Origin of the sequence: Scytonema sp. PCC 10023 (assembly GCF_963920835.1) — a bacterium.
Lineage (GTDB): Bacteria > Cyanobacteriota > Cyanobacteriia > Cyanobacteriales > Nostocaceae > Kalymmatonema.
In genome coordinates this window covers 1-20143 of the sequence record NZ_CAWUDP010000099.1, presented here as the reverse complement: position 1 = coordinate 20143, position 20143 = coordinate 1, and the positions used below count along the sequence as shown (strand labels likewise).

The 20143-nt window shown below is 43.7% G+C and carries 16 protein-coding genes and 3 pseudogenes; 10 read left to right on the top strand and 9 right to left on the bottom strand.

The window, feature by feature from the left end; all coding sequences use genetic code 11:
* Positions 1 to 2 precede the first annotated feature (2 nt).
* The 5 genes from ACM0OZ_RS38590 to ACM0OZ_RS38570 all read left to right on the top strand — a co-directional run bounded on the left by ACM0OZ_RS38590 (position 3) and on the right by ACM0OZ_RS38570 (position 6161).
* Positions 3 to 140: a hypothetical protein gene (locus ACM0OZ_RS38590; RefSeq protein WP_414588142.1), complete on the top strand. Its 138-nt coding sequence runs from the start codon at positions 3 to 5 to the stop codon at positions 138 to 140.
* 48 nt (positions 141 to 188) lie between these two features.
* The gene (gene tal, locus ACM0OZ_RS38585) at positions 189 to 1334 is read left to right on the top strand and encodes a transaldolase (RefSeq protein ID WP_414588141.1); all 1146 of its coding nucleotides are present in this window, start codon (positions 189 to 191) and stop codon (positions 1332 to 1334) included.
* Positions 1335 to 1494: 160 nt separating this feature from the next.
* Entirely contained in the window at positions 1495 to 3024 is a 1530-nt protein-coding gene (gene zwf / locus ACM0OZ_RS38580) for a glucose-6-phosphate dehydrogenase (RefSeq protein WP_414588140.1), read from the top strand.
* A gap of 90 nt (positions 3025 to 3114) precedes the next feature.
* Positions 3115 to 4494 (top strand): glucose-6-phosphate dehydrogenase assembly protein OpcA, encoded by a 1380-nt coding sequence (gene opcA / locus ACM0OZ_RS38575; RefSeq protein WP_414588139.1) that lies wholly within the window; start codon positions 3115 to 3117, stop codon positions 4492 to 4494.
* 59 nt (positions 4495 to 4553) lie between these two features.
* The gene (locus ACM0OZ_RS38570; RefSeq protein WP_414588138.1) at positions 4554 to 6161 is read left to right on the top strand and encodes a cobyrinate a,c-diamide synthase; all 1608 of its coding nucleotides are present in this window, start codon (positions 4554 to 4556) and stop codon (positions 6159 to 6161) included.
* Here ACM0OZ_RS38570 and ACM0OZ_RS38565 read toward each other — a convergent pair.
* Positions 6158 to 6301, bottom strand: a complete 144-nt coding sequence (locus tag ACM0OZ_RS38565; RefSeq protein WP_414588137.1) for a hypothetical protein — start codon at positions 6299 to 6301, stop codon at positions 6158 to 6160. The genes ACM0OZ_RS38570 and ACM0OZ_RS38565 overlap by 4 nt on opposite strands.
* A 574-nt stretch (positions 6302 to 6875) precedes the next feature.
* Between ACM0OZ_RS38565 and ACM0OZ_RS38560 the strand changes: the two genes are divergently transcribed.
* On the top strand, positions 6876 to 7727 hold the full coding sequence (locus tag ACM0OZ_RS38560; protein WP_414588136.1) for a hypothetical protein: 852 nt from the start codon (positions 6876 to 6878) through the stop codon (positions 7725 to 7727).
* A 282-nt stretch (positions 7728 to 8009) separates the two neighbouring features.
* Here ACM0OZ_RS38560 and ACM0OZ_RS38555 read toward each other — a convergent pair.
* The 3 genes and pseudogenes from ACM0OZ_RS38555 to ACM0OZ_RS38545 all read right to left on the bottom strand — a co-directional run bounded on the left by ACM0OZ_RS38555 (position 8010) and on the right by ACM0OZ_RS38545 (position 11475).
* Positions 8010 to 9434: pseudogene (locus ACM0OZ_RS38555) on the bottom strand (HlyD family efflux transporter periplasmic adaptor subunit).
* A gap of 46 nt (positions 9435 to 9480) precedes the next feature.
* A pseudogene (locus ACM0OZ_RS38550) lies at positions 9481 to 10673 on the bottom strand (ATP-binding cassette domain-containing protein); the annotation flags it as partial.
* 520 nt (positions 10674 to 11193) lie between these two features.
* A complete protein-coding gene (locus tag ACM0OZ_RS38545; protein WP_414588135.1) occupies positions 11194 to 11475 on the bottom strand; it encodes a hypothetical protein in 282 nt (93 codons plus the stop codon).
* A 752-nt stretch (positions 11476 to 12227) separates the two neighbouring features.
* On the opposite strand from ACM0OZ_RS38545, the gene ACM0OZ_RS38540 reads away from it, so the two are divergent.
* On the top strand, positions 12228 to 13196 hold the full coding sequence (locus ACM0OZ_RS38540) for a phosphate ABC transporter substrate-binding protein (RefSeq protein WP_414588134.1): 969 nt from the start codon (positions 12228 to 12230) through the stop codon (positions 13194 to 13196).
* 155 nt (positions 13197 to 13351) lie between these two features.
* On the opposite strand, the gene ACM0OZ_RS38535 is transcribed toward ACM0OZ_RS38540, so the two are convergent.
* Entirely contained in the window at positions 13352 to 13489 is a 138-nt protein-coding gene (locus ACM0OZ_RS38535) for a hypothetical protein (protein ID WP_414588133.1), read from the bottom strand.
* A gap of 206 nt (positions 13490 to 13695) precedes the next feature.
* Positions 13696 to 14229 (bottom strand): translation initiation factor IF-3, encoded by a 534-nt coding sequence (infC, locus tag ACM0OZ_RS38530; RefSeq protein WP_041040346.1) that lies wholly within the window; start codon positions 14227 to 14229, stop codon positions 13696 to 13698.
* A 546-nt stretch (positions 14230 to 14775) separates the two neighbouring features.
* Between infC and ACM0OZ_RS38525 the strand changes: the two genes are divergently transcribed.
* Entirely contained in the window at positions 14776 to 15720 is a 945-nt protein-coding gene (locus tag ACM0OZ_RS38525; protein ID WP_414588132.1) for an alpha/beta fold hydrolase, read from the top strand.
* A 76-nt stretch (positions 15721 to 15796) separates the two neighbouring features.
* Here the strand turns inward: ACM0OZ_RS38525 and ACM0OZ_RS38520 are convergent, their stop codons facing one another.
* Entirely contained in the window at positions 15797 to 16162 is a 366-nt protein-coding gene (locus tag ACM0OZ_RS38520; protein WP_414588131.1) for a BON domain-containing protein, read from the bottom strand.
* Between the two features lie 371 nt (positions 16163 to 16533).
* Between ACM0OZ_RS38520 and ACM0OZ_RS38515 the strand changes: the two genes are divergently transcribed.
* Both ACM0OZ_RS38515 and ACM0OZ_RS38510 read left to right on the top strand, forming a co-directional pair.
* Positions 16534 to 18453 (top strand): NACHT domain-containing protein, encoded by a 1920-nt coding sequence (locus tag ACM0OZ_RS38515; protein WP_414588130.1) that lies wholly within the window; start codon positions 16534 to 16536, stop codon positions 18451 to 18453.
* A 64-nt stretch (positions 18454 to 18517) separates the two neighbouring features.
* The gene (locus tag ACM0OZ_RS38510; RefSeq protein ID WP_414588129.1) at positions 18518 to 18691 is read left to right on the top strand and encodes a hypothetical protein; all 174 of its coding nucleotides are present in this window, start codon (positions 18518 to 18520) and stop codon (positions 18689 to 18691) included.
* Here ACM0OZ_RS38510 and ACM0OZ_RS38505 read toward each other — a convergent pair.
* Positions 18688 to 19578, bottom strand: coding sequence for an ion channel (locus ACM0OZ_RS38505; RefSeq protein WP_414588128.1), 891 nt, complete (start codon positions 19576 to 19578; stop codon positions 18688 to 18690). The two genes, ACM0OZ_RS38510 and ACM0OZ_RS38505, sit on opposite strands and share 4 nt — an antisense overlap.
* A gap of 55 nt (positions 19579 to 19633) precedes the next feature.
* Positions 19634 to 20143, bottom strand: a pseudogene (locus tag ACM0OZ_RS38500) (radical SAM protein); the annotation flags it as partial.

The following is a 20143-nucleotide window of genomic DNA, read 5'->3' as shown; positions in this document are numbered from 1 at the left end:
ATGTGAAAAGATCAGTCTTGGGTGCAGCAAGCACAGAAGCCATGAGTGAGTGGTTAGTGGTTAGCAGTTATTGGTTAATGGTTAGTAGTTATTGGGAAGTCAAACAACGAACAACCAATAACCAACAACTAACAGCCTGACAAACGTTACTTAAACACATCATTAGCAGGAGTTAAACGAATACAGGTATGGCAACTAATCAACTACTAGAGATTAAAAAGTACGGTCAAAGTATCTGGATGGATAATTTGAGCCGTGATATTATTCAATCTGGCGAACTGAAAGACCTGGTTGAAAATAAGGGAATCTGCGGGATCACGTCAAATCCAGCCATCTTTGAAAAAGCGATCGCCGGAAACGCAATTTATGATGCCGATATTGAAGCGGGGATCAAGGCTGGATTACCGACATACAAAATTTATGAATCGCTAGCTTTTGCAGATATCCGTAACGCTTGTGATATCTTACGCCCTGTATATGATGCAACTGAGGGATTAGATGGTTATGTGAGCATCGAAGTTCCACCAACCATTGCTCATGATACCGAAGCAACAATCAAAGAAGCCCGCCGCTATTACCAAGAAATTGGTCGGGAAAACTTGATGATTAAAATTCCTGGCACAGAGGCAGGTTTGCCAGCAGTTGAGCAGGTAATATCCGAAGGAATCAGCGTCAACGTCACCTTGCTGTTTTCTGTTCAAAGCTACGTCAACACAGCTTGGGCTTACATTCGCGGCTTAGAAAAACGGGCAGCCCAAGGTCAGGACATTAGCAAAATTTCGTCTGTAGCGAGCTTCTTCCTCAGCCGGATTGACAGTAATATTGACGGTAAGATTGACGGCAAGTTGAAAAAAGGCGTTGATGACATTACCCAAGAAGCAAAGCTCAAAGCTGTGAAAGGAAAAGTGGCGATCGCCAACGCTAAAATTGCTTACCAGGAATACAAAAAGATTATTCAGACTGAGCAATGGAAAGCATTGTCCGCCAAAGGTGCTAACGTGCAACGCCTCCTGTGGGCAAGCACCAGCACCAAAGACCCCAGCTACAGCGACGTCATGTACGTCGATGAGTTGATTGGTCCTGACACAGTGAATACCCTGCCACCTGCGACGATTGAAGCTTGTGCTGACCACTGCGACGTCGCCAGCCGCGTTGACACAGGTGTAGAAGAAGCTTATAACCTGATAGAAAGCCTCAAAGACCCAGACATCAACATCGATATCAACAAAGTCATGGACGAATTACTCGTTGATGGTATCGATAAGTTTGTCAAGCCATTTGAATCGCTGATGGGTTCTCTAGAAACCAAAGTCAGACAGTTGTCGCCAGTGTAGCAATTAGGGACTAGGAACTCGGGATTCGGGACTGGGAAATTTCTCCAATCCCTAATCCCCAATTCCTAATCCCCAATCCCTATTGCCCCTCATCCCCAGAGGGGACCCCGAGCTCCCCAATCCCTAATCACAAATCTCACATCCCTAATCCAAAATTGTTATGGTCAGTCTGCTAGAAAATCCGCTGCGGGTTGGTCTGCAACAGCAACGGATGCCCGAACCCCAGATCATAGTTATCTTTGGTGCTTCCGGCGACCTTACTTGGCGTAAACTGGTACCAGCACTTTACAAACTGCGACAAGAACGACGCATTCCACCAGAAACCACCATTGTTGGTGTAGCACGTCGGGACTGGAGCCACGAATACTTCCGCGAACAGATGCGCAAGGGCATGGAAGAAGCTCATGGCGGTGTCGGTCAGGAGGAACTGTGGCAAGACTTCTCCCAAGGTCTGTTCTACTGCTCTGGTGATATCGACAAGCCCGAAAGTTACCAGAAACTAAAGAATTTCTTAAGTGAGTTAGACGAGAAAAGGGGAACACGTGGAAACCGAATGTTCTACCTGTCTGTTGCGCCGAATTTCTTTCCAGAAGCAATCAAGCAGCTTGGCTCAGAGGGGATGCTGGAAGACGCGTACAAGCATCGTCTAGTGATTGAAAAACCCTTTGGTCGGGACTTGGCTTCTGCCCAAAGTCTTAACCGAGTGGTACAGAAATATTGTAAAGAACAGCAAGTCTACCGGATAGACCACTACCTTGGAAAAGAAACAGTTCAGAATTTACTGGTGTTTCGCTTTGCCAATGCGATTTTTGAACCGCTGTGGAATCGCCAATTTGTTGACCATGTTCAGATTACTGTAGCAGAAACCGTAGGAGTAGAAGACCGCGCTGGATACTATGAAAGCTCTGGCGCACTGCGGGATATGTTGCAAAATCACCTGATGCAAATTTTTTGCCTGGCAGCGATTGAGCCTCCCAATGCCCTAGATGCCGACAGCATTCGTACCGAAAAAGTGAAGGTACTGCGGGCAACTCGATTAGCTGATGTCCAAAATTTGCACCGTTCTGCAGTCCGGGGTCAGTATAGTGCTGGGTGGATGAAGGGTAAACCCGTCCCAGGGTATCATGAGGAACCAGGAGTTAATGCCAATTCCACAACACCCACTTATGTGGCGGTGAAGTTTCTGGTTGACAACTGGCGCTGGCAAGGAGTTCCGTTCTACTTGCGTACTGGTAAGCGGATGCCAAAAAAAGTGAGTGAGATTTCGATCCACTTCCGCGAAGTTCCTTCTCGGATGTTTCCATCTGCCGCCCAACAAATGGCTGGTAACATTTTGGCAATGCGGATTCAGCCTAATGAAGGAATTTCTTTACGCTTTGAAGTCAAAATGCCAGGAGCGGAATTCCGTACCCGTTCCGTTGACATGGACTTTACTTATGGTTCTTTTGGTATCCAAGCAACTTCCGATGCCTATGACCGCCTGTTTTTAGATTGTATGATGGGCGATCAGACATTATTTACACGGGGAGACGAAGTGGAAGCCGCGTGGCAGGTTGTTACACCAATCCTTTCTGTTTGGGATGCACCCGCAGATCCGGCATCAGTTCCCCGGTATGAAGCTGGCACTTGGGAACCAGCCGAAGCGGAATTGTTGATTAACCAGGATGGTCGCCGCTGGCGCAGACTATAGAAGGATGAAGGATAAAGGAAGAAAAATAGAATTTTTTCGGTTCTTTTATCCTTCTGCAATTCATACTTTATACTTCATACTTCAATTGTTATGACTTCCCAAGCTCCTACAATTTTTTCACTTCAGGCTCCTAAAGATGTTTCGCTTTCAGAAATTGAAGCGGAACTGAGTCGTATTTGGCAAAGTTACGGCATCGCGGGTGAAGATGGTGCGCTTCCTGCAGCGACTCGCGCCACAACATTTAGTTTGGTGGTTTACGAACCCGAAGAAACCCAATATCTCTTGGCTACTTTGGGATTTTACAAAGGTCCGATTGATGGCATTCTCGGTCCGCAGATGAAAACAGCACTACGAGAAGTGCAGAAAACCTATGGTCTGACTGAGACTGGAACAGCAACAGATGAAACCTTGGGCATCTTGCGCGAAGAACTCACCAAACGTCATGGCAATGGGGCTACCGCAGACAACGGTTCTGGTGGTACGTCCTATGTTGCAGACACCAGCAGCCCCCGACTTGCTGATGAAATTGCCAGCCGTAACCCCTGCCGTATTATTGCCCTGACTCCCATAGCTGGCGAAGATGTCGGGGTGAAGGCTCAAGTCTCTGCCTACTGCCCAATTCAAAAGCAGTCCGCAAGTACACTCGTCTGCTGCGAGTACATTACTTTGACAGGAACCGCTGCTGCTTTGGAACGGATCGGTGGCATGATTCCGGCATTGTTGATAGGTGGCTTGCCCAAGTTTCTCTGGTGGAAAGCAACGCCAGACCCCAACAACCCTTTATTCAAGCGATTAGCGGCAGTATGCAACAACGTTATTGTAGATTCCTGCTACTTCAACAAGCCAGAAACTGATTTGCTCAGCTTGCAAGAGTTGGTAGAATCTGGTGTCCCTCTAGCTGATTTGAACTGGCGTCGTCTTTCAGGATGGCAAGAGTTAACAGCTGAAGCTTATGACGCACCCCAACGTCGTGCTGCCCTTACAGAAGTAGATAGAATCAACATTGATTACGAAAAAGGCAGCCCTGTACAAGCGCTGTTGTTTTTGGGTTGGCTGGCAAGTCGATTGCAATGGCAGCCGGTTTCTTATGAAAACGAAAGCGGAGATTACGAGATTACACGAATTCAGTTAGTTGCCCAAGATCAACGGCAAATAGAAGCCGAGTTAGCAGGAGTCCCAGTCGGTGATGTGGGTGAAGTTCCTGGCGATTTGATTGCCCTGCGCCTAAGTTCCACAAATCCACAGGCAAACGCCGGTACTCTGATCTGTTCAGAAACTGGTGGTTGTATGCGGATGGAAACACAAGGTGGTGCCCAGTCTAGTGGTGTGTTTCAACAGGTGAGTTCACTTTCTGAGCAAAAAGCAGAAGCTTTGCTGAGCCAGCAGGTGCAACGCTGGGGTCATGAGGCACTTTTTGAAGAAAGCCTTGGTACCACAACCCAAATTCTCAAATTAGGACTTAAGAAGTAACTTAAGAAGTAAAATTAAGGAGTTAGGAGTTTTGGCTCTTAACTCCTTAATAGAAATTTATGGCTTTAGTTATTGCGGGAGAACGCAGTGGGGTGGGTAAGACGACTGTCACGCTCGCCCTTTTGGCGTATTTGTGTCAACGAGGTCTAAAGGTACAATCTTTCAAGGTTGGTCCGGACTACATTGACCCGATGTTTCATCAGTACGTTACGGGTCTTGCTTGTCGTAATTTAGACTGTGTGTTAACATCTGAGACTTATGTAAAGCAATGTTTTGCTAAGCACGCTGACATAAGTGAATATGCGTTAGTAGAAGGGGTGATGGGGCTATTTGATGGAGTCACCCCACCCCAACCCCTCCCCGAGCTTCGGGGAGGGGCAAATGATTTTGCCACTTCACCCCAACCCCTGGCTGAAGTTCGGGGAGGGGCAAATGATTTTGTCACCCCACCCCAACCCCTGGCTGAAGTTCGGGGAGGGGCAAATGATTTTGTCACCCCACCCCAACCCCTGGCTGAAGTTCGGGGAGGGGCAAATGATTTTGCTAGTACAGCTCATGTAGCACGGCTTTTGGATTTGCCTGTGGTGCTGGTGCTTGATTGCAGCAGGTTGTCTGGTTCTGTGGCTGCGATCGCACACGGTTATTGTTCGTTTGACAACAGAGTGAAGATTGCAGGAGTGGTACTGAATCGAGTGGGAAGCGATCGCCATCTCACTCTTCTCAAAAATGCCCTGGAACCTCTACAATTACCGATTGTTGGAGTGCTGCGACGTGAAGAAAACATCACAATTCCAGACCGACACTTGGGTTTAGTACCAACAGCAGAACTCCCCCAACTACGTGCTGTAATTGACCGGCTTGCCCATTTGGGGGACACTTGCTTTAACTGGGAACGTTTATTACCACTGTTGCGGGCTAGGGACTGGGGACTAGGAACTGGGGACTGGGAACAGAGGAAAGAATCTGCCTCATCCCTAATCGCTAGTCCCCAATCGCTTATTGAATCCAAAATCCCAAATCCAAAATCCCAAATCAGGATAGCCGTAGCCCGCGATCGCGCTTTCAATTTTTACTACCAAGACAATCTTGATTTGCTGCAACAATTGGGTGCAGAACTGGTTTTCTGGAGTCCTTTGGAAGATGCTGGATTACCAGAGAATGTGCAAGGAATGTATTTTGGCGGTGGTTTTCCAGAAGTCTTTGCCCAACAACTAGCAGAAAACACCGATGCTCGCTATACAGTGAAAACAGCAATCCTCTCTGGAATGCCCACCATTGCTGAGTGTGGAGGATTAATGTATCTATGCGAGCAAATAGTCGATTTTGAAGGGAAATCTTGGTCAATGGTGGGCGTGTTGCCCACAACAGCCCAGATGGGTGGGCGTCTTACTTTAGGGTATCGTCGAGCAGTTGCTTTACAAGATAGTCTGGTAGTACGCGCAGGTGCAACGGTTTACGGGCATGAGTTTCATCGTTCCCGTTTAATCTCAACTCCTAGTACACCTTTGTTTCAAACTTATCGCTACGATTGCGAGGAATCCACAGGATATGAGGGATGGAATTTGCTTCCGTCTCTACACGCTTCTTATATTCATCAACACTGGGGAGAGAGTCCAGAAATTCCACAAGGGTTTTTAGAAAAGTGCCGGGTATTTAAATTTACTTAAATAGATACTGCCATTGCTTGGAAGCGTGACACTATTCTCGAAAATTTATCTCCAGGCGATCGCCCAAGGGGCAGTGCTTTCCCTTGCAATCGCCCTTTGGTGATTCCTCCGCACCATCGCATGACTGTGGCTGTGTGCATGAGCATCGCTATCGTGCTAATTAGCGTAAGTAATGTTGAGCGATCGCGGGGAGCGCGGGCGTTGGCACCTGTGCGATTGGCTTTGCCACTGCCGCTTGGGCAATCGCCGTAAGTCCTGCGGACAGTTTAGTTGATAGCTGCTCACAAATCTGTTGTTAACCTTGCTTTTTTCAACAGATATTGCAGTGGTTAGATGATAACCCCATAGTAGAAAAATAGAACAATAATTTTTAATTTTATTCGTGTTTTCATGAACTTTTGTTAAAAGAAAATTTTACCGTCATTTTACAAAAAATCTAACTAAATACTTAGATTTATTTGTTAAGATTACTACTTAAATGTATCATTGAAGATTACAGTTAAACCGTCGTAACACTGGAGCGGTTGTTACAGGTATTTAGGTGCAAATTACAGATATTTGGGTGCAAATAAGTTGCATTATCTACCCAGTTAAAGAATAACTGCAGAGACAGCAGAGTAAACGCTTTGAATTTTCAAGGCACATTTATGCTGCTTACAGATTTTTATACGGCAACTTAGCCAACCTCATCACCAAATATAGGCAAAGAATTGTATGAAGCGACGCTTAGCTTTTGTTCAGCATTGTGTACTGTTCGCTACGCCACTCATAGCTGGTTCTGTCTTAGGAACTGCACCTAGTCAAGCTGCGACTTTTGCTTACTCTGAAGGAGATTTCAATTTTACCAACATTAATCAAACACCATTAGGAATTGGAACTGAGACTAACACCGACACCCTTGCTATTGGTAATGGTGGTAATGTGGGTGCTTTTGCTCAAGCAGGTGCAGTTTTTGTAGTTTCTCCACCAGAAGCATCCACTTCAGGTTTGAGTGTAGCCTTGGGCGAGAACAAAGATTACCTAGGAGAGGCGGAAAGCCAAAGTAAAGTTATTGGTAATTTTGTTGTAGAGGCAAATACACCTTTTTCTTTTGACTTTACAGCAAATTTAGACTTGGAAACATCAATAGATAATCCACCAGCAGAAAATGCAAGAGCAGCTGGAGATATATCTTTCAAATTAATCGACACTACGAATAACAGTGTTTTAGACTTCTTCAGCCTTACGGGAAATTTAGCGACTCAAGCTGATAACGACTTTATTGCATATCAAAAAAGCGACAATGTTACTGTAAGAGAGCTAGCAGTCCCCGCATCTGAGTTTGGAGGAAATCAAGAATATGCTACGGCTTCTCTTGGGGGTTCTCTGCAACGCTCTTTTACCAACAAAACAAATCTGGCTTTAGTACAAGTTAAGACTAATAGAACTAGAGTTACAGCACCTGAACCTTCCAGTACTCTAGCTTTACTCTGTTGTGGTAGCGTTATTGGTCTTATCGCCAATGCTAAACGTAAAGCAATGACTTCAGCACGCTCATTAAAAGAAAACCTAGCTGCTAAAGGTTGAGGAGTTGCTAACGGATAACGGTTAATAGCTACAGTGACTAAAAGCAATATATTATTGCTTTTGGTCAATTTAACGTGAGTTCGATGTATCCTGATTTGACCCCGCTTCCATTCCTCTCCCCACCTCTTTTTAACCCTCCCCTAAGAGGTTTGGGAAAAGGAGCAGCTTTTTTTACTGGGAGAGGCTTAAAACTCTGATTTTTACGTTGCTCCTCCCTCTCCTTATAGGAGAGGGAGGTTGGGTGGGAGAGGTGTATCGAACTCAAGTCAATTTAATAGCTGCTTACAAATCTGTTATTAATCTTGCTTTTCTCAACAGATATTGCAGCGCTGTCTCTTCTTTAAAAATAATATCAGCTGTAGCAGCCATTCCAGCTTGAAGATGGCATTCGTATCCGCCACGTCCGAATGTTAGTGTTTCCGGTTTTACTGTGACTTCAAACTAGCTAGCACCAGCAGTTGAGGAACTCGTTGCTAGAGTACCTGAATTGCTTCCAGATGTAATAGCGTCTGGAGAAATAGCGCTGACAGTACCTTTGAGAGTCCCGTAATCAGGATAGGGACAAGCATCAACTCGTAATTGCACTTTTTGATCAACTGCGACTTTTTTAATGTCAGCAGGAGGAATCACGGCTTTAATAACTAAAGGAGCATTAAGAGGAACAATTTGGGCAATAGCTTCGCTAGTACGCACAACTTGACCAGGGTTATACACATTTAGCTTAAGAATAACACCGTTACTAGTGGCACGAATTATGCTACTTTTCAATTGAGTATCAAGTTGTTGGATGTCTTTTCGAGATTGGTTTATTTGGTTTTGTATTTCAGTTCGCCGCTGAATTAAGGCTTCTTTTTCTTTGAGCAAAGTCGCGATCGCTGCTTCACCTTTAGCAATTTCTTGGTCAACGCGTTTTTTTGCTATGTCAACCGTTGCGTAGCTGGGATTAAGAGCGGCTTTAGTTGATTTCAATTTCGCTTTAGCAATATCAACAGCTTTTTGTTGACCTTGTAGTGTTAATTTTACTTGTTCAACAGCTAGTTTTTTCTGTTCAAATTCACGCCGACCAATGGCTCCGGTTTGTGACAACTGCTCATAGCGATCGCGATCTACGATAGCAAAGTCTAAATCTACCTTGGCTTTTTGCAAGTCAGCTTCTGCTTTTTGCAAACTTGCTTCTGCTGCTAGTGAGTCGCTTGTCGTTGTAATTTGTCGTTCTTGATATTCTCGCTGGTTACGTGCTAATTCCGTTTTCGCAGAAGAAATTATCTGTTCTATAACTCTCTTTTCAGCAACAATCTGAACATCTAAAGTTTTGATTTGAGCATACATTTGAATCAGTTGTAACTTGCTCTGCTCAATATTGCCTTTTATCTGGCTCTTTTTAATTTGCAGTTGCTCATCATTAAGGAAGGCGATGGTATCTCCCTGCTTGACTCTTTGATTTTCTTTGACAAAAATCTGTTTAACAGTTCCTTCTATTTCTGGTTGTACTAGCCGAAGCTCCCCTGTGGGACGCACATTAGCACTAGCTTTCACTGTGACATTATATTTTACAGACCAAGCGAGGCTAAACGCAGCACCGACAGTTCCAACAAGAAAAACTCCAGCTAAAGATGTCCAAGGACTAATAGGAGGGAGAAACCCGTCACTTTGAATCGAGGGAATTTGAAGCGAGGAGAGAGGTTTTTGCTTATCGGTATACATAATTGCTACTTGATCTGCTAAATTTCTTCTATACGCGGTTCGCCATTAGTTAAGATATTAAAAAGTCCAAATGGTCTCCTTCTTTTGAGCGTAAATCCTCCAGAGAGCCTTGAAGTTTTAAGTTTCCTTGATCTAACAACACAACCCAATCAGCGCGATTAATGACTTTGGGACGGTGGGTAATCAAAATCGTGGTTTTACCGCGACGATGTTTAAACAGTTTATCCAGCACAAGGTTCTCACTGACTGGGTCGAGTCCAGAGGTAGATTCATCTAAAATGAGGATTGCTGGATCTGTGGCGAGCGCTCGTGCTATTGCTAGTCGTTGACGTTGTCCACCAGAAATATTTGCGCCAAATTCACCTAAAATAGTTTGATATTTGTCGGGTAGTTTACTAATAAATTCATCAGCTTCAGCAATTTGACAAGCTCGCACAATCTGCTCAAAAGTTAAGTGGGGTGCTGCTAAGCGAAAGTTTTCAATAATGGAACGACTCCAAAAATGAGCGTCTTGAGGAACTAAAATCACTTGTTGACGCAGACAATCAAGAGCAAGGTCATCTAAGTTATAAAGTCCAATACGAATATTACCAGATTGCAGTGGATCTAACCCGGCAATGATTTTAGCTAGACTGCTTTTCCCACAACCAGATTTCCCAATGAGAGCTACAACTTTACCGCCAGGAATTGTCAAAGAAAAGTCTTCTAATAAGTCAAGCCGACCTGCATAGTGAAACTTGAGTTGAGTACAAACAATATCAGCATTTCCTTGTATTTTTACAAACTTAACCCCAGAATGAAGTTTAAAGGTAAAGCTTGCGCCAGAATAGAGCGAAAAATCCAGACGCGCCGGAAAAAACGCCAAAAGCCTCCAACTTCATCCTTCTGTTGAGCAAAAAACCGAACTGGATCAGGCTCTAGCAAAAGCATCAACCAATCCGTCCAACCTTCTGCTAAATCTTTTTTAGAAAGATAACGGACTCCTACTGCTGGATCGGCGACGACACATTTTTTGCCTTTCGTACCGTATAAAACAACCCAGTGATACCCTTTCCAGTGAATAATTGCTGGTAGGGGCGCTTCATTCATCCGATTTAATAATTCTGGCGAAGTTTTTACTGTGCGAGCATTAAATCCAAGCGTTTCTGCTCCTCGTTTCAGCCCTAATAAAGTTGTGCCTAACTGTCCAGTACCGACTACCTCACGGATGTGATTCAGTGTGAAAGTACACTTGCTATGCTCGATATTGCCTGTAATTTGGCTATTTTTGATTTGCAGTTGCTCATTCAGAAAGGAGGGCGATCGCATCTCCCTTTTGACCATTTTATTTTATTTCAAAAAATTATATTCTTAGTAAGATTTAAGTTTATATTTATTTTCAAATTAGATATTCACTGTATCTATCTCATAAATTATCAAGACGCTTCATAACTGAAAAAGAAAAGTTTTTCTTCCTCAATCCGTATCTTCAACTGTGGTCTATTTTCTCTAGCAATAGCTGTAGTAATAGCTCAACACTAAGCTCTACTTCTTATGGAAAATATATGGTTATAAATAATATAAAAAATTGTTCAAAAGCAATGATTGCTGGTTTTGGTCACTGTAACTATTAACCTTTAGCGTGATGCTGATGTTTGCAGGTTGAAATAGGTTGTCAAGTCAAACGAAAAAGATTGCTCGGTATCTACAATAAAATCACCGATAACTGTAGCTTGATTTTCTGTCTATCCTAAATAATCTCTACCTTCGCCCAAAGCTTCGCTCAATAATAAATCAAATGCTTTTGGTGCTGATGGACGAGCGAGAAAAGTTGCTTTTGCCTGAGCCACAGCATCCACATTGCTACGATTACCAATGGCAATGGTGTTGGTGTTAGTTTCAGTTCCAATTCCAAAGGTTGTTGATTTATGTTGGTAAAATTGGATTCTCCCTCAGAGAGAGCAAAAGTAGCAGCTTGACTAAGTGCGGTTGCCAAAGCAGAACTAGCTATTAATGGCGTAACAAACAGCACAAAGCGCTGAAGAGAACGAAGGCGTTGCCTCATACAAGCTTTTACCTACACTTAATTGGGTCAACAAGTTGGTTGCTTCACCCTGTAAAAACTTATAAGTAGCCATTGACTAGCTTTGAAAATTCAAAGCCTTAACTCTAGCGTGTTTACAGCACTTACTATATTTAGTGCAGATTATAACTAATTGCTTCTTCTAAGCACTAGTGTTTGCCGCAGGCGTACTATTTTTTATAAAGACAATATTTAACTTTGCCTCTAAGTAGTAATACTATAACTTATATTCAACTATCACAATAAATTTTTGATAAAGTTGCAATACAATTTTTTGGTTATTTTTGAAATCAATATATTTTTGAATAAAAAAATAATATCGAGCAATTTTTCCTACTTTTCCTACTTTTCCTACTAATAAAAAACGTAATGGTAAAACACTGTCTCTTCCAAAAATTGAGATTGCAAAACTTCACAAAGAAATGATTGTCACAAATATGGCGCTTCTCAATTTAGGCATTTTGGGGGAACTCGCGATAGTATAGAAGCAATTGATTTCTCTCTGGCTAATATTTTTGGCGTTGCCACAGGAGCTATTCTGAGCAATGTTTCAAGCAATTAAAGCTGCTTTTGTTTGTAAGCTGAACTACTGACAGCAGTGTTCTAGGGAATACTTGTTTGACAGTGACGATCAAACTGATCAGGTTGGGCGGCTGACAGTGTTTGCGATTGCACAGGTGCCACGCCTTACGGCGATCGCCCAAATTGCAAAGTCCCAATAACTAACATCCCACATGGCTAAAAGAAGCAATAATCAAGAAACTCTCACCTTGGTGCTATCTCTGCTCATTACTCTTGGGCTTCTGGGCTTTGGTGTGTGGTATTTCCGGGGTAGCTTGCCTTTCGGCGGATCTGGGCAACAAACTCAACCCTCTGCATCCCAACCTAGTGCGAGTCAATCGTATGACACCTCAAGCTTGGATACCAGTCTGCCCAATCCAAACGTGCTGACGATTGATGGTAGCGTCACGATAGTGGCTTTGATGAGGCAGCTTCAAATTGCCTTTAATCCGGTAAACCCTTCCTTGCCTACAACTTATGGCTTACCAAATGGCAGTCCGAATGGCACCAATAAAGGAATTCAAAATTTAAGGGACGGCAAAGTGTTGATGGCAGCGAGTTCACGTCCCCTGAAGCCTGATGAAGCACAAGCTGGACTGGTGCAAGTCCCAATTGCAAGAGATGCTTTGGCTGTAGCAGTAGGCATCAACAATCCGTACAAAGGGGAATTGACAATAGAACAGTTGAAGGGAATTTTTCAGGGGAAAATCACGAACTGGTCACAGGTAGGAGGTCCCAACCTGCCAATCAAAGTGATTAACCGCTCTCCAGACAGTGGTACATATACATTCTTTCAGGAAGCGGTGCTTTTAGAGGAGCCTTTTGCACCTGATAGTGCAAATTTCACCACAATCAAGAAAGATGAAACCACTTCGATATTACGTGCGTTGGGTGATAACGGCATCAGTTACAGCACAGTTTCTCAGATAGAAAATCAAAAAACTGTGCGCTTTATCCCGATTAACGGCATTTCTCCCACTGATAGAACTGCTATCGAAAATGGGACTTATCCCATTAGTCGAGTCGTTTATTTAGTTGTGCCACGTAAAACGAGTCCAGCCGCAAAGCAATTTATTGATTTTACTATATCTGCTCGTGGGCAACAGGTTGTCCAACGAGTAGGTTTTATCCCGTTGAAGTAGCAGCTAAATTAACGTGAGTTCGACAAACCTCTCCCACCCAACCTCCCTCTCCTTGTAGGAGAGGGAGGAGCTACGTAAAAATGGGATTTTTAAGCCTCTCCCCTACAAGGGGAGAGGTTTGGAGAGGGGTCAAATCAGGATACATCGAACTCACGTTAAATTATTAGCCCCAGCAAAGCTGTTTGGGTGCTTTCTGCTGCCCACCATGTTCTAACCTTAAAGTGAAACGGTTTCAGGCGATTGGTGCCCAGTGCCGGAGGCGATCGCGCAGAGCGCCCGCTTCGCGAACGCATGAGCAAATAATTTCCTCACAAAAACTATAGTCCTGAGTAGGTGAGTATTATCTTTCTCACGCTGCACTCAGGACCGATGAAATGAGCATATTTTCAGGTGGAACAGGTTTGAATAAGAGGAGGAGAGGGAGATAACAAAGCTAATTCTTCTTTGTCTTCCTTGTCTCCTTGTCTCCTTGTCCTTTCTGCCTTACCTGCTTAGTTGATTACTTTTTGGGTGAGATGAGCATCATCATGTTTCGCCCTTCTTTTTTGGGCGCTTGCTGGACTTCGCCAACTGTCTCCAGATCAGTCGCCATTCGCTTGAGCAACACTTCTGCCATGTCGCTGTGTTGGATTTCTCGACCCCGGAACATCACTGTTGCTTTGACTTTATCGCCATCTTTGAGAAAACGCTCTGCTTGCTTGACTCGTACGTTATAGTCGTGTTCTTCAATTTTGTAACGCATCTTCACTTCTTTAACATCAGCAGTGTGCTGCTTCTTCCGAGCTTCCCGTGCCTTCTTCTCTTGCTCAAACTTGTATTTCCCATAGTCCATAATCCGACAAACCGGTGGCTCAGCCTTGTCACTAAGCAGCACTAAGTCTAGCTCTTTTTCCTCCGCTAGTTGTATTGCTTCTTGTGGGGTCAGAATTCCCAACTGGGAACCATCGGTATCAATAACCCGAATTTTCGGGAAGCGAATTCGTTCGTTAATTTGGGGCAGATCGCGAGTTCTTTTTTTTTCAATCAGAGACATTATGATTCGTGGGATGATTTGTGGGAGCTTTTCGTTAAGAAATTGGCTTGGTTGTTTATGGTATGCCTCAGAAGCAAAAGACGAAAATAACTGAGGACTCGAAAAGGAACCTATAGTTATATGGTAGCTAATCCATAGAGCACTTTCATCGTCGTCGTTGTATCTGCTATTCTACTCACTTTGAAACGATTTCTGTCTACTCGTTAATCTAAATTACATAATAGTAGCAATCTTTAACCATTGTCACTGTTTTTTGTCAAGTGGTTTCTTTTTTTCTATCTCAGTATATTCTCTGTATTATGCAGTTTCTATAATACATATTCTCTTTTTCAAAAAAGTAGTATGGACTACTTGATAATTTATGCTTTCTCAGTAAAAACTCTTAAAAGAAAAACATGAAAATGTACTTACCTTAGAATATATTTAGAGACTATCTTCTATAAGCAAACTAGAATAACAACTTTGCACAAGTTTGGCTGCAAGGAGTTGGGATTAACTCAGAAAGTAGAATGAAAAGTCCTTCTATACGATAAATTGGAGGAAAGGGTGGATAGCGCAGTGCATTGGCAGCAACGGGTTGGCAATCAAAGGGACTGGGTTTGGCGAGGCTGGCAAACTCGCTACACGTACATTCGCCCTGCTCAAAATAACCAAAAAACGACTCCCCTCATCTTGCTACATGGGTTTGGTGCATCCATTGGTCATTGGCGACACAACTTAGAGGTGCTGGGCGAACACTACACCGTTTACGCTCTTGATATGTTGGGTTTTGGAGCTTCTGAAAAAGCCACAGCAAATTATAGTGTAGAGCTTTGGGTGGAGCAGGTCTACGATTTTTGGAAAGTATTCATTCGTCAACCTGTGGTACTCGTAGGCAATTCTATCGGTTCATTGATTGCTATGGCAGCAGCTGCTACTCATCCGGACATGGTGCAGGGTGTGGTGATGATGAGTTTGCCTGACCCATCATTGGAGCAAGAAGCTCTCCCTCCTTGGCTGCGACCTGTTGTGGCAGGAATTAAATCTGTTATTGCTTCTGGATTTATTCTCAAGGGTGTCTTTAGCGTTGTGCGCCGACCAGGGATATTGCGTCGATGGGCAGGTATTGCCTACGCCAATCCAGAAGCTGTGACAGATGAACTCGTGGAAATTATAGCTGGTCCTACGCAAGACCGTGGTTCTGCCCGTGCTTTTAGCGCCCTTTTCCGAGCTACAATGGGCGCAAACTTTGGTCCAAGTGTCAAAACAGTATTACCAACCTTGACAATGCCCATGCTTTTGATATGGGGGCAAAAGGACAAGTTTGTTCCTCCAGTACTTGCTCGTCAATTTGCTCAGTACAACGAGAATTTGCAACTGCATAGTATGGAAGATGTCGGACATTGTCCCCATGATGAGCGCCCAGAACTGGTCAATCAGATTATTTTAGATTGGATTCACAAACATTTTGGTGAAACCAAATTTCTCACTCCTGAAATGTCGCAGCACTAGCAAACTGTTACGCGCTGGATTATTTTATGAATTGCTACTTTGGGGTGGGCAATGCCCTCCCCATAAACTAAATTGCCTAACCAATCGTAACTTGGCTAGTATCAACAGAAGTTGCACCATTCACTGAACGCGCTACAGAAACCATCTTATTGAGAATATCTTGGCTGGGTACTTTGCCCTTTAACACAACAGTTCCACTTGTCTGAGCAACCCAAAGAGTGTTGACATCATCTAATTGTGGGTCTTGGTCAAATGCGAGCGCAACTCGCTTTGCCAAACCACTTTGGTCATACTCTCCATTCAATCCCACACGTTCTGGGGGAATTTGTTGAGTTGCAGCAGGAGAAGCAGCTTGCTGTGCTTGCTGTACTGCTTGTGGAGCAGGATTGACTTCTGCGTTTTGGGGTTTTTCCATTCCAAAAAGTCTTTTTAACCAACCCATACAGTATTTTCTCCTATTTACGTTCTTACTAAATAAACTTAAAAGGTTAACGATAAAGCAACATCTGCCTGTGAAAATAGATGCAGTCAGGTAGCCTTCTGCTTTCAGTATGATTTCTGTATTTTTGTCGTTGCCAAGCTCTACTTATGAGTGCCTTGCGGGTGCCAAAGAGGTTTAAACTAACCGCAGAGGACGCTCTTGACGCAGAGAAGGAGAAGGGGAAGAGGTGATGGCGATTGCGCGGAGCGCAGTGGGCTAAAGCCCAATCGCGATTCGGGGCACAGGCATTGCCAATCGCACTTTTGACCGACACACTTTTCACCCACAGTTTAGAATGAGTGACAAGTGTCAAGTGATACTAAATATTAATAATGATAAATATTGACCCCGTAATTAGTGCGATTAAACCTTTTGCTAAGCCTGCTGCAACTCTAGTCATCAATCAAGCGCAGCGTAACGAAACTGTCATCCAAGTTTTGAGAAGTTTGAAACTTGACCCAACACAACCCCCCAAAGATGTTGATGGTGTTTATGCTTACGCTTTAGTAGAGTATGGGGTGTATAAGCCTGAGCCAATTCTTAAACTTTTTAGAGAGAAAGAAATTAAAAACGCTTTTTGGCAAGCTTATACTTCAAAGAATCCATTAGGTTTCTTGAAGGAAGTAGAAAAATTTCTGAATTGGAATACTTTAGGAAATGAGATACGAGAAGCAGGAATTGAAATACGTACAGAGTTAGAAGAGTTTGGCAGAGTTTTTATCGACGTAGCACAACGTACTAAATCATCAGAATTTCAGCCTTACCCAGACTGGAATTTGGATGAGTATCCAGAGGAGTTTAAACCATTAATCAAAGAAAAGATTCGGTCTTTTTGCGGTCGTGAATTTGTTTTTAAAGCTTTTGCTCAATTCTTGAAAAACAACTCCAACGGTTACTTTACAGTTATAGGGGATGCGGGAATGGGAAAAAGTACTATTGCTGCTAAATACGTCTTTGACCACAAATCTCCTTGCTATTTTAATATTCGCGTTGAGGGTCGCGATCGCCCCGAACAGTTTTTGGAAAGTATTCGTCAACAACTGATTAAGCGTTACCAGTTGCAGAATGCAGAGAAAGCTGATTTACCAACTTTGCTGGAAAAAGTCAGTAAAAAACTTCTTCCCAATCAACGTTTGGTAATTGTGGTTGATGCACTTGATGAAGTAGAGCAAGAACCGGGGGATAATCTTTTATATTTACCTACGGCGCTTCCAGAACAGGTCTATTTTCTACTTACCAGACGCCCATATACTAAAGAGACAAAGCGATTATCTGTGTCTCCTGGTGTTCCGATGGATGAGTTGGATTTAAGGGCGAGTCAGTATGTAGGTTTAAGCCGTGATGATGTGAAAGAGTATATTCGCTTATTTATTAATGAAGACCCAGATTATAAATATGATTTGAAAAAGTGGATTAGAGAACGCAATATCAATGATGAAACGTTTCTTGAGCAGGTAGCAGAAAAAAGCGAAAACAATTTTATGTACCTGCGGTATATTTTACCAGGAATTGCTCGCGGTTTTTATAATGACCTAACCTTAAAGCAATTGCCCGATGGTCTTGAAGACTATTATCAACAACATTGGGTACAAATGGGGATGGATACAGCACCCAAGGAATTAAGGGTGATTATCCTGTTTATTGTAGTGGAGATTGGTACGCCGATTCCCTCTGAGATGATTGCCGATATTGCAGAGCAAGATATCTATGAGGTAGAAGAGGTTTTGAAGGAATGGGTTGAGTATTTGAAGCCGCAAGAAATTGACGAAGAAACCTGCTACAGCATTTATCATGCTAGTTTTCTAGACTTTTTGAAGAAAAAACGGGTTTTGGATTCAAAGCGGAAGCTCTTTAAGGAGAAATTCACCGTCACGACTACCACTGGTCATCGCGCCTCGGTAAATGCAGTTGCTGTAACCACTGACGGTAAACGGGTGATTTCTGGTTCAGATGACATGACGCTCAAAGTCTGGAATTTTGCAACGGCAGAGGTGGAGTTCACCCTCACTGGTCATAGCTCCCCAGTTTATGCAGTCGCCGTCAGTCCTGATGGCAAGCACGTGATTTCTGGTTCATGGGACAACACACTCAAAGTTTGGAATCTAGAAACGAGGGGGGTTATTGCTAGTTTCACTGCGGATGGTGCCTTACGTTGCTGTGTAGTTGCACGAGATGGAGTGACAATTGTAGCAGGCGATCAATTTGGACGAGTGCATTTTTTGCGCCTCGAAACAATAGAGGCGGAACCATGAGCGCTCCACCTCGACCCCCAACCCTCATCAATACCGCCTCCTACCCCTTAAAAAGGGGGGAGGTGTGTCTGCGGAAGATATTGCCCAAATCATTGATGAATTTGATTTTGATATAGAGGAAGCGCTAGAGAATTGGCTGGAGTTCTTACAGCCCGAACGCATAGAAGGAAAAACCCGTTACAGCTTGTATCATTCCAGTTTCCGCAACTGGTTAACTCAGCAACTAAATGCAGCTTAATCCCCAATCGGCATGACATCATGAAAGCGGGTGTAATTAATACTGCGCCTGCCATCGCGTGTCTTGGACAAAATATCGACAAACCGCATATTCCAAAGAATTTCCTCACCGACATACGAGTGACGGGCATGGATAGTCTGAGTTACCGTTTCATCAAGCCCAGTCAGAGTGACCACGATTTCCATGTCATCTTCAACCATCGCTTCTGGTGTGACTCCATACAAAGGACTACTTTCGTCGATTGGGTGCATGACAGTCCAAGTCAAGGCAAAAAGTGGTGACTGACTGCGAACCAGGGACATATCGTAAAATCGACGCATCACATCACCTTCTTTAGTGATTTCGCTACGTACCAAACTCACCCTGACTTGTGCTTCTAAAATCCAGTTTTGCCGTTCGTTGGCAACCCGCAACATCAAAGTCGGTATACCGTTATAGGAAGTTATCACTGCTACACGGCTAAACATGACTCGCGCTTGGGGGAGAGAAAACCGGGCAAACATTAGCCCAGTCGCCATTGCCAACCCTATCAGCCCCAATAGCGCTTCAATGGTAACTAAGATATTGGCATAGGTTGTTTTGGGATACATCGCCCCATAACCGATAGATGCCATAGTCTGGACACTGAAAAAAAAGGCGTCGAGGAAGTTACCCGGACGCGCATTTTCAATACCATCCCCTCCAGCAAGATACGCAAAGGCAAAAAAGGCGTTAGCGAGTACATACCCTAAAGTGATAAATCCTAGGGTTTTGTACCAGCAAAGAGTGAGTAGCAAATGATATGGATCACGCCAACGGTAGTTGGATGCTCCTATACGTACGACGTTGAAGCCGCCGTCCCGGTTAATCATCCGAGGTTTTGAGATTTTGCGACGGGTCTTTTTCATCGGCGACGCAGTTATGGTAGCGATAACTGAGGATGGACACTACTCAATTATCCAATTAAATACCAGCAAAATCTTCTAAAGGAGCGATCGCATATCTTCCCTTTTCATCTGTGTTAACCAAACCTACAGCCAGCAAATCTCTGTCAATAAACAACTTGGTTGGTTTACCTCCAGCGTCAATCTTGGCGTTAATGAATTTCATTGTGTAGCGCATGGTTTCGTAAATCCGTTGGGGATTCATTGCAACTGTTGTAGGTTGGTTCCTACCTATCGATTCGCACAACCGATAAACGCCAGGATTTTCGGGAACTTCATAGCCATAGTGCTTTGCCGCTCTTGGTAAAAAGTATCCAGCAGTAATCGGTTTTTCTCCAGTGGGACGCACACATGAGTAAGCTGGATGACTAGGTACATCAGCAGCAACACTACCAGGCATAAATCTCAGCATATTTAAATTCAGAAAGTCCGGATCGCACTCTTCCAGCCCAAATCGAATACTACTCATGTCGTCTTGAACGCACCCCATCCAAATCTTGCGATTATGGATGGGGATTCTTATGCTAGG

Excerpts from the sequence above, each read along its gene's own strand:
- ACM0OZ_RS38535 (WP_414588133.1), bottom strand. The coding sequence starts at position 13,489 with ATGCGTTCGCGAAGCGGGCGCTCTGCGCGATCGCCTCCGGCACTGGGC.
- ACM0OZ_RS38545 (WP_414588135.1), bottom strand. The coding sequence starts at position 11,475 with ATGAGGCAACGCCTTCGTTCTCTTCAGCGCTTTGTGCTGTTTGTTACG.
- ACM0OZ_RS38565 (WP_414588137.1), bottom strand. The coding sequence starts at position 6,301 with ATGCACACAGCCACAGTCATGCGATGGTGCGGAGGAATCACCAAAGGG.
- ACM0OZ_RS38520 (WP_414588131.1), bottom strand. The coding sequence starts at position 16,162 with ATGGGTTGGTTAAAAAGACTTTTTGGAATGGAAAAACCCCAAAACGCA.
- ACM0OZ_RS38570 (WP_414588138.1), top strand. The coding sequence starts at position 4,554 with ATGGCTTTAGTTATTGCGGGAGAACGCAGTGGGGTGGGTAAGACGACT.
- ACM0OZ_RS38540 (WP_414588134.1), top strand. The coding sequence starts at position 12,228 with ATGGCTAAAAGAAGCAATAATCAAGAAACTCTCACCTTGGTGCTATCT.
- zwf (WP_414588140.1), top strand. The coding sequence starts at position 1,495 with ATGGTCAGTCTGCTAGAAAATCCGCTGCGGGTTGGTCTGCAACAGCAA.
- ACM0OZ_RS38515 (WP_414588130.1), top strand. The coding sequence starts at position 16,534 with ATGATAAATATTGACCCCGTAATTAGTGCGATTAAACCTTTTGCTAAG.
- infC (WP_041040346.1), bottom strand. The coding sequence starts at position 14,229 with ATGTCTCTGATTGAAAAAAAAAGAACTCGCGATCTGCCCCAAATTAAC.
- opcA (WP_414588139.1), top strand. The coding sequence starts at position 3,115 with ATGACTTCCCAAGCTCCTACAATTTTTTCACTTCAGGCTCCTAAAGAT.
- tal (WP_414588141.1), top strand. The coding sequence starts at position 189 with ATGGCAACTAATCAACTACTAGAGATTAAAAAGTACGGTCAAAGTATC.
- ACM0OZ_RS38505 (WP_414588128.1), bottom strand. The coding sequence starts at position 19,578 with ATGAAAAAGACCCGTCGCAAAATCTCAAAACCTCGGATGATTAACCGG.
- ACM0OZ_RS38560 (WP_414588136.1), top strand. The coding sequence starts at position 6,876 with ATGAAGCGACGCTTAGCTTTTGTTCAGCATTGTGTACTGTTCGCTACG.